At 37.9% G+C, this 12617-nt stretch carries 14 protein-coding genes; 5 read left to right on the top strand and 9 right to left on the bottom strand.

All coding sequences use genetic code 11. The annotated features are described in order from the left end of the window. Positions 1 to 27 precede the first annotated feature (27 nt). The 4 genes from ACB089_RS11800 (at position 28) to ACB089_RS11785 (ending at position 2376) form a co-directional block, all read left to right on the top strand. Entirely contained in the window at positions 28 to 654 is a 627-nt protein-coding gene (locus ACB089_RS11800; protein ID WP_374966569.1) for an FMN-dependent NADH-azoreductase, read from the top strand. Between the two features lie 370 nt (positions 655 to 1024). Then, positions 1025 to 1798, top strand: coding sequence for a sulfite exporter TauE/SafE family protein (locus tag ACB089_RS11795; protein WP_374966568.1), 774 nt, complete (start codon positions 1025 to 1027; stop codon positions 1796 to 1798). Positions 1799 to 1831: 33 nt separating this feature from the next. Beyond that, on the top strand, positions 1832 to 2065 hold the full coding sequence (locus ACB089_RS11790; RefSeq protein ID WP_374966567.1) for a hypothetical protein: 234 nt from the start codon (positions 1832 to 1834) through the stop codon (positions 2063 to 2065). Beyond that, positions 2062 to 2376 carry a hypothetical protein gene (locus ACB089_RS11785; RefSeq protein WP_374966566.1) on the top strand — a complete coding sequence of 105 codons (315 nt, stop codon included), beginning with the start codon at positions 2062 to 2064 and terminating at the stop codon, positions 2374 to 2376. Before ACB089_RS11790 ends, ACB089_RS11785 begins: the two co-directional genes overlap by 4 nt. A 38-nt stretch (positions 2377 to 2414) precedes the next feature. On the opposite strand, the gene panF is transcribed toward ACB089_RS11785, so the two are convergent. From panF to ACB089_RS11770, 3 genes are all read right to left on the bottom strand, one after another. Continuing rightward, entirely contained in the window at positions 2415 to 3860 is a 1446-nt protein-coding gene (gene panF / locus ACB089_RS11780; RefSeq protein WP_374966565.1) for a sodium/pantothenate symporter, read from the bottom strand. Next, complete coding sequence (locus ACB089_RS11775) at positions 3860 to 4123, bottom strand: YhdT family protein (RefSeq protein WP_368634886.1); 264 nt, start codon at positions 4121 to 4123, stop codon at positions 3860 to 3862. The genes panF and ACB089_RS11775 overlap by 1 nt, the downstream gene beginning before the upstream one ends. Before the next feature lie 162 nt (positions 4124 to 4285). After that, on the bottom strand, positions 4286 to 5980 hold the full coding sequence (locus ACB089_RS11770; protein WP_374966564.1) for a methyl-accepting chemotaxis protein: 1695 nt from the start codon (positions 5978 to 5980) through the stop codon (positions 4286 to 4288). 629 nt (positions 5981 to 6609) lie between these two features. Between ACB089_RS11770 and ACB089_RS11765 the strand changes: the two genes are divergently transcribed. Continuing rightward, on the top strand, positions 6610 to 7170 hold the full coding sequence (locus ACB089_RS11765; protein ID WP_374966563.1) for an AAA family ATPase: 561 nt from the start codon (positions 6610 to 6612) through the stop codon (positions 7168 to 7170). Between the two features lie 74 nt (positions 7171 to 7244). Here ACB089_RS11765 and ACB089_RS11760 read toward each other — a convergent pair whose 3' ends face one another. From ACB089_RS11760 to ACB089_RS11735, 6 genes are all read right to left on the bottom strand, one after another. Continuing rightward, complete coding sequence (locus tag ACB089_RS11760; protein ID WP_374966562.1) at positions 7245 to 8102, bottom strand: MBL fold metallo-hydrolase; 858 nt, start codon at positions 8100 to 8102, stop codon at positions 7245 to 7247. Between the two features lie 4 nt (positions 8103 to 8106). Then, a complete protein-coding gene (locus ACB089_RS11755) occupies positions 8107 to 8556 on the bottom strand; it encodes a MarR family winged helix-turn-helix transcriptional regulator (protein WP_374966561.1) in 450 nt (149 codons plus the stop codon). Between the two features lie 347 nt (positions 8557 to 8903). Then, positions 8904 to 9272 (bottom strand): hypothetical protein, encoded by a 369-nt coding sequence (locus ACB089_RS11750; protein WP_374966560.1) that lies wholly within the window; start codon positions 9270 to 9272, stop codon positions 8904 to 8906. 231 nt (positions 9273 to 9503) lie between these two features. After that, entirely contained in the window at positions 9504 to 10970 is a 1467-nt protein-coding gene (locus ACB089_RS11745) for a class I adenylate-forming enzyme family protein (RefSeq protein WP_374966559.1), read from the bottom strand. A gap of 16 nt (positions 10971 to 10986) precedes the next feature. Next, positions 10987 to 11718: a 3-oxoacyl-ACP reductase FabG gene (gene fabG, locus ACB089_RS11740; RefSeq protein ID WP_374966558.1), complete on the bottom strand. Its 732-nt coding sequence runs from the start codon at positions 11716 to 11718 to the stop codon at positions 10987 to 10989. Continuing rightward, on the bottom strand, positions 11702 to 12613 hold the full coding sequence (locus tag ACB089_RS11735) for an alpha/beta fold hydrolase (protein WP_374966557.1): 912 nt from the start codon (positions 12611 to 12613) through the stop codon (positions 11702 to 11704). The genes fabG and ACB089_RS11735 overlap by 17 nt, the downstream gene beginning before the upstream one ends. Positions 12614 to 12617 lie beyond the last annotated feature (4 nt).

Genomic DNA, 12617 nt, shown 5'->3' with positions numbered 1-12617 from the left:
AAGAGTTAGCACCAGGAGGAAAAGAAAATGACAACAGTTTTATTTGTAAAGGCGAACAATCGTCCCGCAGACCAAGCGGTGAGTGTGAAATTATATGAAACATTTTTAGCAAGCTATAAAGAATCACATCCAAATGATACAATGGTAGAACTTGATTTATACAATGAAGAATTGCCATATGTAGGAGTAGATATGATTAACGGTACATTCAAGGCTAATAGAGGATTAGATTTAACAGTAGAAGAAGCAAAAGCTGTTGCTGTTGCTGATAAATATTTAGATCAATTCCTTGCAGCTGATAAAGTTGTGTTTGGTTTCCCATTATGGAACTTAACAATTCCAGCTGTATTACACACTTATATTGATTATTTAAACCGCGCGGGCAAAACATTTAAATATACACCAGACGGTCCAGTAGGTCTAATTGGAGATAAGAAAATTGCATTATTAAACGCAAGTGGCGGTGTCTATTCTGAAGGACCAAAAGCCGAGTTAGAAATGGCTGTTAAATATGTAGCAAGCATGATGAACTTTTTCGGTGTAAAATATCTAGAGAAAATAGTGATTGAAGGTCACAATCAATTCCCTGATAAAGCGGAAGAAATTATTGCAACAGGACTTGAAAAGGCTGTTAAAGTTGCAAGTATTTTTTAATTAGCCAAAACTATCACTCTTTATGGCAGTACCAACACTATTATTTTTATATAAAGTATGGAGCGAAATCTAATTTCACTCCATATTTTTTATTCTTCCTTTTATTCAAAGGCTACTTCGCAATATATGCCTTTTTAACTCTATCCCTATCCTCTTTTCCCTTTACTTCAAGTGATGGAAATCTCTTTAATTCAACTTAGTTACAAATACAGTCTAGACTTAATTTAATAGTATCGTTTTTAAAATAATAATACCCTCAATCAGTTTACAAGAAGCTAAATTTTGTAGATCATTTACTGACGAAAAAGTCTTTACAGCCACTTGAAATTTAGTTACTATTTCAGTAGTAACTAAATATAGAGGTGCAAACATGGCATTTGAATTAGATTTAAATTTAGTAATCTTATTAATATCTTTCGGATTTCTAGCCGCATTTGTAGACGCAGTTGTTGGAGGAGGTGGCTTAATTGCCTTGCCTGCCCTCATGTTTGCTGGTTTAAATCCGGCTGCAGCCGTGGCGACCAATAAACTTGCCGGTACAATGGGCGCTTTAACATCAACTATTTCCTTTTATCGTTCTGGACAACTAGAAATCCGTCCCGTTCTTAAATACTTTCCACTCGCTTTTGTCGGATCGCTACTTGGGGCATGGACAGTTCATTTAATCAATCCTGAATTATTAAAACCACTCATGCTCATCATGCTTGCTGCTGTTGCAATCTATACAATCTTTAAAAAAGATTGGGGCTCTGTATCTGCAGTTAAACATTTATCACGTACTCATTTACTGTTATTTATGCTGTTGTTATTTAGCATTGGATTTTATGATGGGTTTCTCGGTCCTGGAACTGGCTCTTTTTTAATTTTTAGCTTTTTACTCATCGGGTTTGATTTTTTAAAAGCGGCGGGAAATGCGAAGTTTTTAAATTTAGCAAGTAATGTTGCGGGTCTTTTGATGTTCGCCTACTTAGGGCACATTCATTATGCTTATGGATTATTGATGGGGGTAGCTCAAATTGGTGGCGCAATGGTAGGCTCGCGCGTAGCGATAAAAAAAGGGAGCGGCTTTGTACGTGTGCTGTTTATTATCGTAACGATTACATTGCTAACTAAAAATGCTTATGATTACATAATAGTTCATTAAAAAAACGCTGTAGATATATTATCTACGGCGTTTTTGCTTGTCGACAAACTTTCGGGGCGTTCTACCCTTCATTTCGAAGGTTCTATCCACGACTTTGGAGGTTCTATCCGTCGCTTCAATGGTTCTTTCCGTCACTTGAGAGGTTTCATCCGTCGCTTCAGTGGTTCTTTCCGTCACTTCGGAGATTCTTTCCGTCGCTCCAGGTTCTATCCGTCGCTTCAATGGTTCTTTCCGTCACTTGAGAAGTTTCATCCGTCGCTTCAGTGATTCTTTCCGTCACTTCGGAGATTCTTTCCGTCGCTCCAGGGTCTATCCGTCATTTCAGAGGTTCTATCCACGACTTTGGACGTTCTATCCATCATTTCGAAGGTTCTATCCACGACTTTGGAGGTTCTATCCGTCGCTTCAATGGTTCTTTCCGTCACTTGAGAAGTTTCATCCGTCGCTTCAGTGGCTCTTTCCGTCACTTCGGAGATTCTTTCCGTCGCTCCAGGGTCTATCCGTCATTTCAGAGGTTCTATCCACGACTTTGGACGTTCTATCCATCATTTCGAAGGTTCTATCCATCTCCAATATAAAACGCCGTAGATATTCTATCTCTACGACGTTTTCTTAGTTAGATAAATAATTTTTCATCTTTAAATTTATGACTAGTTAATAAGCTAACTAAAACAAATATGAATAAAGATGCGACAATTGGAATTGTTACGGTATGCATACCAAAGACGGATGGGTAAAAACGATCAATAATAATATATAAGGTCATACCTGAAATCATCGACGCAATAGCACCATATTTATTGGCCTTTTTCCAGTATAGTCCTAATACAACGGACCAAATAAAGACAGCCTCAAGTCCACCGAAAGCAAATAAATTCAGCCATACTAATAAATCTGGTGGATTCAGTGCAAAAAGGACGACGGCTAAACCGATAACTGTTGTGACAATAAAGCTTGCACGCTTAATTTCAGAGTCGTTTGCTGTTGGCTTTATATAATTTAAGTAAATATCTTTTACTACAGTGGAGCTTACAAGCATCAGTAGCGCGTTGACGGTAGACATTGTAGCTGCCATCGGTGCTGCTAAGACAATGCCCGCTAAAAACGGCGGTAAAACCTCCAATGTCAGCAGTGGCATAACTTTATCACCAATTTCTATACCCGGTAAAACTGGTCGCGCAAAAACACCAATTAAGTGCATCCCAAACATAATTGTCCCTATGGCAATAGTGCCAATGATAATGGCTAAATGCATACTTTTTGAATCTTTATAGCTCATGGCACGAACTGCAATTTGCGGGAGGCCTACAACGCCAACCCCTATTAAAATCCAAAAAGTAGAAACGTATAATGGCGTTAATTCACCTTCAGCTCCAAAAGGAGACACAAGATTTGGGTTTTCCGCAACAAGTGAGGCCATAATATTATCGATTCCCCCACCCGCGATGATTGTCCCAATTAATAAAATGATCGTTCCGATGACCATAATCGAGCCTTGTACTGTATCTGTTAATGCAACAGCGCGGAAGCCCCCAATGATAACATAAACTAATACGGAAATGGCAAAAATAAAGAGTGCAGTTGTGTAGTTTAAGCCCGTTAATGATTCGATTAGACGAGCACCACCTACCCATTGTGCCATCATCGCAGAAAATAAAAAGACGATAATACTAATGGCTGATAGGATAACAATGACATGGCTTTTATAGCGTTCTCGTAAAAAATCAATTAATGTGATAGCTTGATAACGTCTTGCGATAATAGCAAATTTCTTCCCTAAAATCATTAATACAAAGTAACCTGCAGGAAGCTGCGCCATCGCCAACAATACCCAGCCAAGCCCCTTCGTGTAAGCAACACCTGGACCACCAATAAAGCTACTTGCACTTCCGTACGTAGCAATCATGGTCATAGCAAGGATAAAGCCTCCCATTTCACGACCACCGAGGAAGTATTCCTGTAAAAATGAATTGGAAGAGCGTATATGCTTATTTGACCAGATACCAATACCAAAGATGATGACTAAAAATAATAACAGTGGAAAAATAACTTGCCAGTGCATTATTGATCCACCTCCTCATCGTCAAATGGTACCTCTTTGAAAAAGAGTTTCAAGACGACCCAGATTAAAATAATCATAAAACCTGTCCCTGCAATACAGCTATAGAAAAACCATGCTGGGAAACCGAATACATACGTATAGTTTGTCGGATCACCAGAGCCTAGTCCGTAAGCAAAGCCAAACCAAATGGCAAAGTTGACGATAACAAGCCCGATGCCGATAAGCGCCTCTCGATGCGCAATTTTAAAGCGTTGATCTTTCAAAATAAAATCCCCCTAACCTACTCTATTTTACTGGTATGTTCGTTTTATGGGAACCTTTGTGAAAAAAACAAATGACAGTTAGCAAATAAATATCCCTCCTTATCCTACTACGCATCTTAAATCTAAAAAACGCCTGGATATCCAAGCGTTTTTTAGACATTTTTAATATTGGAATTTCTTCAACAAGCCTTGAAGCTCGTGTGCTTGTTGTGCCATCTCTTTGGCCGAAGAAGCCATATTATCTATGAAAGCTAATTGCTCCTTCGCTGTTAACGTAACATGCTCCGTATTTTCAGTTGCCTTGCTTGCAATGCGTGCCATTGCTTCTGTTGAGGCAGTTACTTCTTCAACTCCCGCGGACATTTGCTCTGTTACAGTAGAGACCTCATGTAACTGTGTACTAACTCCCTTAATCGACTGCATGATCTTGTGGAAGACCTGCTTTGTCTCATCAACAATATTCCTACCTGCTGCTGTTTCCTTCGAGTTACTCGAAATGGCCGTAATAACATTCGCCGTATTATGTTGAATGGAATAAATAAGTGATGCTATTTGATCTGCAGATTCCTTTGATTGTTCTGCTAATTTACGCACCTCATTTGCAACGACAGCAAAGCCTTTTCCTTGTTCACCAGCACGAGCCGCTTCTATAGCAGCGTTTAATGCAAGTAAATTCGTTTGATCGGCGATACTTGTAATCACATCAACGATATTGCCTATTTGCTGTGACTGATCCCCTAATATACGGACCTGCGCCTCTACATTGTCAGATGATTCATGAATGATTGTCATTTGTGTCATGACACGATTCAAAGAATCATTTCCTTGAGCTGCTTCATCACTCATTAAATCAGCGGCATCTGAAACGGTTGAAGCGGTTTCAGCAACTTGTTGGATGCCAATCGCCATTTCCTGCATAGCAGTTAAACTGTCACCTGTGCTATGTAGCGTTGTTCTTGAACCATCCGCTAAATCTTGTAAGGTTGATGTTAGCTGTCTCGTCATATCCGCCGTTTGCTGCGATTTAGAGGTTAAACCATCAGACGATAAATCAACCTGTTGAGAAGATTGTGCTATTTGTTGCATTAATACTTTTAAGGTTGTCAGCATTTTATTAAAGGATTGCGCAAGTTCACCCGCTTCATCCTTTGAATTAATTTGTAGCTGTTTTGTTAAATCTCCCTCGCCATCCGCAATGTCTCGTAGTTGATCATTCATTTCACGAAGTGGTTTGACAAATGCTCTTGTGAAAAGAAAACTACCTGATACAGCAATAATAGCTCCTATGAATAATACGATGAGTAACTTGCCAATAAATGCAAAAATAATAGCATTCATCTCATCTATAGGTTCACCGACAAACCACATCCCAATAATGTCTCCATTTGCATCTTTAATTGGTGCATAGAGTGTTAAGTATTTTGTTCCTACTACATCGGCTTCACCTATGAAAGTTTCCCCTTTATTCATCACATTTTCAACGACATTTGGATCTGCCTCTTTACCAACTAAACGTTCCCCATTTAGCTGTAAATTGGTAATAAGCCCTTTCGTACCTTGGAAAATAGTTACACCACCTTCGATGCTTTCTCCTACTTCATCAACAAAGGTCTCCTGGTCAACTATTTTCGTATTCCCTTTGTATAGTTCCCCGTCTTTTATAGCCCAATCTCCCTTAAATCGTTCCTCTAGTAACATATAACTAACCTTCGAAATATGTGTTATACTCTGCTCGAAATTGTTACGCATAATTTGTTTCACTTGCATATAAGAAACAATTCCAATCATCATGCTTAAAAATATGATGACTCCCACTAAAAGTAAATTGAATTTTGTACTAATTTTAAAAGCGCGCAAAAAATCCGTCTCTCCTTTTTCATATTTTTCAGGAATATTATGTATAAAATATAAATCAATTTTATTAAACACGATTCCGACTATAGTTTCAACACTTTATCAATAAATTACTATTTTTAATCGATATGGACTGTTTTTGAGCAGTGGCTATGGGAAAGACAATAAATTCACAACGTAGGGTTGATTTCCGTTCCGACTGGGCGCTTTGTTGCTGACGCTTCGCTTTCGCACAGATAAAACATTTGTTGCTGACGCTTCGCTTTCGCACAGAACAAAGCTTCCTGGGGGCGTCCGATGAGCCGCTTTGGCCAAATGGATGTTGGTCACAAAGGCGTTATCACACGACGTGATGCTTTTAGCCTTCGTTCCTCTACATGCTCGCTCCAGGGTCTCGGGCCTACACGATGTTGGTCACGAAGGCGTTATCACACGACGTGATGCTATTAGCCTTCGTTCCTCTATCGCTAATGCCCAAGGAGTCGCCCAGTCTCCACTCCAATCAACATATCCCCATAACATATGTTTTAACAGAATGTCACCACCAACTCTCGCTGGTGAACTGAAGAATTCTTCATTTTTCGGGAAAGTTTTAAAATTATGTTAATATATTATTAAAAAGGGGAGAGATTATGAAACTTGTTTTATTATTTGGTCCGCAAGCAGTGGGGAAAATGACTGTTGGACAAGAATTAGCTAAAATAACAGATTTGAAACTTTTTCATAACCATATGACGATAGATTTAGTTAGTCATTTTTTTAGTTATAGTACGACTGAAGGAAAAAGATTAGTAAATTTGTTTCGTCAGCAAATATTTGAAGAGGTATCAAAAAGTAATTTATATGGGTTAATTTTCACTTATGTATGGGCTTTTGATATGCAGGAGGATTGGGACTATGTGGACAATCTCGCTAAGCTTTTTGAGTCTAGAGGCGGAACTGTCTACTTTGTAGAGCTTGAAGCTGATGTAGCAGAAAGATTGGAACGAAATAAAAGCGGTAATCGACTTGAGCATAAACCTTCAAAAAGAGATATTGAATGGTCTGAAAAAGACTTGAAAAGCTCGATGGAAAAATACAGATTAAATTCCTTAGAAGGCGAAATAAATTATCCAAACTATCTCAAGATCAACAACACAAACCAAAGTGCAGAAGAAGTTGCTTTGAATATTAAGGAAGCATTTCATTTATAAAGATGAAAAACGCCTGGATATCCAAGCGTTTTTTCGGTTCTATAATGGAATTACATACCACTTGTAACTTTATTTTAATCTACTGATAATCCATTAATAAAACAAAATACTATTTCTTCTTCTAACTGACTTAAATCTCGATTTAATTGAGTAGATAGTTCATTAACCAAATTCGAGTGGTTTCTTTGATGTTTTTCTGTTAAATCACAAATTAACTTCAACAACATAATATACCCCATAAAATCGTCTTTAGATAATGGGGGTTCATGCGAAAGTACATAAATTTCGGCATCAAACATTTCGATGTTTTCTAATAGATGTCTAACATTTTCAATTTTATATTGCGGTTGTTGTGTGTAAACACTGGGATACAAGCAGTCCCCTAAGAAAAGTACCTTTTCTTCCTCTACAAAAATAAGTGATGAGTCATCAGAATGATCCCCACCTACATGTTTGACTACACACCGAATACCACCTAAATCAATCTCATATTTATCTTTAAAAGTAGTATTAGGTAAAGTGATGGTGATATTTCTGTTTTCTCCAAATTCTTTTTTTATCATGTCGGAGCAAAACTGATTCTCTAGGTCTTTTTCGACACGATTATCTAAAGCTTCATCTGACCAATCATACTCCATCATTTTTTCAAGATGCATTTTTGTGTTTTCATGTGCTATGGTTAAGAGATTCATCTGATTTGTTCCAAAGCAATGATCCCAATGCCAATGTGTTAATACTACAGAATGATAATTAGCAATTTGAATTTGATTTAGTTCACCAAGAAATAACTTAGCATGTTTATCAGAATTTCCTGCATCTATAATTAACGTTTCGTCATCCCCACAAACGGCAGACAATGATGGTCGATCTGTTTCAGGATCATGCGGTAAATTATGTATACGATTGGTTAGTTGTTTCAAATTTTTCTCCATTTTCTTAACTCCCTTTGTTTTCATTAGTTCCGACAATCTTATTTAATGTATCAAGGACATTTTTTAACTCAGTTAAGCTAACTTTCGAATAATATTTTTCCACAAGAATGGCATCAATTTTATTTAGAAGCTGATGAAACTCTTGACCTCTATCCCGGAGATAAATAAAGGTCTCTCTACGGTTTATTGAATTCTCTTGACGATAGATCATTTTCATTTCTTCTAGCTTTGAAATTACTTGGCTAACCGCACTTTTTGAAATACCAAAATGATTTGCAATATCATTCGCGATTACGGGTTCATTGCGAATAATATAAAACATTATAATTTCTTGTTGAGGGGTTAAGTAAAAGTTCTCTAATTCCTCAACCTCTTTGGTTTCTTGTAAAACTAACAACTTGAACTGCTCAAACTTTTGATTGATTTGGTCTATTATTCTTAAATAATCATCCACAGATTTATCAGCCCCAATTCACCCTTAGTTAAGTTCAGTTTACTTAACTGTTATTGAGTTGTCAATTATTGTATGAACTTATTAAAGATGGAAATATTTCTGTTCCCTTTGATATTATATTTTCATAGCCACTGCTCATTAACAGCTCATTTATATTAAAAATAGTAAAGGTTATTAGTGAGCAACGGGAAGACAATAAATTCACAACGTAGGGTTGATTCCCGTTCCTCTAGGAGGCGTCGGGGCAACAAATGGCTTATTTGCGAAAGCGTAGCGCTAAAGAAGTAACAGTATATGTTCTTCAAAAGAAGTAATATGATTTCTTATGAAAGCTCCCGATACGCTATTTAGTTAGATAAATAGCGTTCATCAATCGCTTGAACAGCTAGTTTCAACGCTTTCATTCTTCTTTCTAAAAGCGTTCTTTGGGGGCTACCAATCTTTGACTTCATATATATGTTCTCCATTGATGGTAATAAACCAGTAAGAACATGGCGAGCTTCTACTAAATCTTCCTGGGTATAATGATGGGGGCTTTGATTCCAAACGTATTCTAACATTGCTAAGCCAATGCAAACAGCTTTAAGTCGTTTCTTTACCAAGGTAGTATTTGCACCTTTCTGAGTCATTTGGGACAAGGCGGTTTCGAGTTTTCTAATTGTCGATTGTAAAGATTTTATTGATTCCAATTTTTCTACATTTGATACGTTTTCCATAGTAGCACTACCCTTTCTTCGTATATTCTTTGATACTGAAAATCGTTAAAAATCTGATTTCACTCGCAATATTTTATCATAATTAGACAGGAGATTCTCAACTATCTGGCCCAGTTGAATAGCATCTTATATCCGTTTATCTCCATCTTTATGAGACTTCTTCGAATAGAGAATTAAGGAAACATTTATAGAAAAAAAAGAAAAAACGCCTGGATCTCCAAGCGTTTTTTGTTAATTCGCAGCTTTTGCATACATTTGTAATGCTTTTTTATCAATTTTCCCGACACTTGTTTTTGGCAATTCGTCGATGAAAATAATCTTTTTTGGAATTTTGTAGCGACCTAGATGCTTACCACAGATTTCTTTAATATCCTCTATTATCGAATCTCCCTGATCCTTGCAAGCAATAATTGCCGTCACAATTTCTCCCCAATACTCATCAGCCACTCCAATCACTGCAACCTCTTGCACTTGCTGATGGCGCAAAATACATTGTTCTACTTCTTGAGGATAAACATTCTCACCACCAGAAATAATCATCTCCTTACTGCGCCCGACAATATAAAAATCGCCATCCTCATCCATCATGGCTAAATCACCGGTTATTAACCAACCATCATGCATGATTTTTTCCGTTTCCTGCTGATTATTCCAGTAAAAGCAAAACATATGCTTTCCTCTGACCAATAGCTCTCCCACTTCATTTGGCGCACAGCTTTCTCCCGCACTATTGATAATTTTAGCTTCATTGAATTGCATGCTCTTCCCCACAGCACCCTTTTTCAAATAAGCATCCTCTCGAGAAATATAAAAATTATTTGGACCTGCTTCCGTTAAGCCGTAGCCCTCTTTAAAAAATAGCCCTTTTTTATAAAATTCATCATAAATCGGATACGGACATGGTGCCCCTCCTGATAAAAATACTTTCACGGAAGGAAAATTACTCTCCTTAAAGTAATCCGTCGCAATCATCGCTTGGTACATCGTTGGCACAAAAAGCGAAATCGTCGCCTTATACTGATTAGTTGCTTTAAGTGCGGTTTCTGCGTCGAACTTATCACCAATAACAACCGTACCGCCAGCCATTAGCAGTGGAATACATAGGGCATTCAAACCTCCTGTATGAAACAACGGCATATAATTTAACGTACAATCAGTATCATTTAAGCCCCAGCTAATAATTGTATTGATCGCATTCCAATTAATAGAATTAAAGGATAGGACAACCCCCTTTGCCTTGCCAGTTGTGCCCCCTGTATAAATCATAAACCAAGGATCATTAAGGTCTACTTCTTTAATGTTGAGCGCACCTACTTCATTAGCTAAACGAAGGGGATGCATGTTTTCTAAAAATAAAGGGCAATTCATTTCTTCATCGTAAAGCAGTAAGGAAGGCGTAGCATCCGTTAAAATATCATTTAATTCCTTCGTACTCATACGCCAATTTAATGGTACGTAGATAAGACCTCGTAATCCGCAGGCAAATACGATCGCTAAAAGCTGGATGTGATTTTTCGAAAATACAGCTACACGACTCCCTGCCTGTAAATTTTGACGCTCAAAAAAACAACTCCATTTTGTAATTTCCTTTGTTAATTGCTGATAAGTCCACTGTTCCTGTGTTTCTAAATTCACCAATGCTATACGCTTAGGTGTTAACGATGCTCGTTTTAAAATCCAGGCTTGCTCTACAAACATCTTGAAAGCCCCCTTATCACATCATAATTGCTCCATCCACATGAAGCGTGTGACCGTGGACATAGGAAGCCTCATCAGATGCTAAAAATAAATAAGCGTTGGCAATATCTCTAGGTGTGCCTAATCTTTGCAGTGGCACGATAGAGCGCATTTGTGCCAGCACATTTTCTGGCATTTTTTTCACCATGTCTGTTTCTGTAAAGCCAGGTGCCACTGCATTAACGTTGATGCCCTTACGCCCTAATTCCTTCGCCCATGTTTTGGTCATGCCGACGATAGCAGCCTTTGTTGCAGCATAATTGGTTTGGCCAACATTTCCATATACACCACTAACGGAAGATGTATTAATAATTTTGCCTTCACCGGCTGCCACCATATGTGGAATCACCTCTTGTGTACAGTGAAAAACACCTGTCAAATTCACATCGAGTACTTGTTGAAACTGCTCCTCTGTCATTTTAGATAGCATCGCATCACGAGTAATGCCTGCATTATTTACTAATATATCAACTCTGCCTGCGTGCTCTATAACGGTTGACACCAGTTTCTTAACAGACTCTTTTTCCGCAACATTTACTTGCACAAATAATGCCTGATCCCCTAATTGCTGTGCCGCTGAAACACCAGCCTCTTCATTAAAATCTGCAATGACAACGAATGCACCTTCTTCTATAAATCGTTCAGCAGCAGCATAGCCAATCCCATTCGCAGCTCCTGTAATAATGGCAACCTTATTGTTTAAACGCATAATTCTTTCCTCCAATTTCTAAAAAAGCTTCGATTTCAGATGTAAGCTGTGGCAAATCATCTATTAATGGGGAGTGACCGCAGTCTTTCAAGCTGACAAATTGTGCATGTGCACCTAAATCGAGCATTGTCTCATCATTCATTTCTTCTGTTATAACGTAATCGCGATCCCCTCTTAGCACTAAGACCGGAATGGTAATCTGTTGGACCTCTTGAGTACCTTTTGCGACCTCATTCTCAACTGCACTAATATTAAAGCCGTTTAATGCATGATAAACTTCAGCTAAATTTCTTTGCGTTAGCATATCCTCCACATATTCCTGATAGTGTTCCGCGCTAGGCTGCTGATGTGTGTAAATCAGTGCGTTCCAAATCGACTGTAAGCCTGGCACATTTTTCGAATCATAGAAGCCTTGTACTAATTTTGTTTTAGATGTATCAACGAGCACCTCTTCATAGGTACATGCTCTCTTCAATGATGTTTGATGGCCAGTACCTGAATCTGTATAAAATGGATAGCCTCTCGTAGATGCAGTTGCTAGTAAAATAAGCTGCTGACAATAGCCTGGATAATTTGCGACAAACTGCATACATACAGCTCCGCCCGTTGACCAGCCAATCATGTCAAACTGTTGCAATTCAATGGCATCCACAAAGAGCTTTACATCATTGCTAAAATCTTTTATCGCAGAAATTGGTTTATGATAAGATGAACTACCAAATCCTCGTAAATCCATCGCATAAATGGTATATTTCTCATCCAATGAATCTATTAAAACATCCCAATGCTTAGAGGATGTCATATTGCCATGAATAAGTAATAAAACATGTTCTCCCCCTTGACGTTTACGATATGCAATCGTTTCTCCATTTGATAGTTGAACCGTTTTTAACATCGCA

The sequence above is a fragment of the Lysinibacillus sp. RS10 genome (genome assembly GCF_041956855.1).
GTDB lineage: Bacteria > Bacillota > Bacilli > Bacillales_A > Planococcaceae > Lysinibacillus > Lysinibacillus xylanilyticus_A.
The sequence above is the reverse complement of the archived record's forward strand: the minus strand, read 5'-3'. Positions and strand labels throughout refer to the sequence as shown.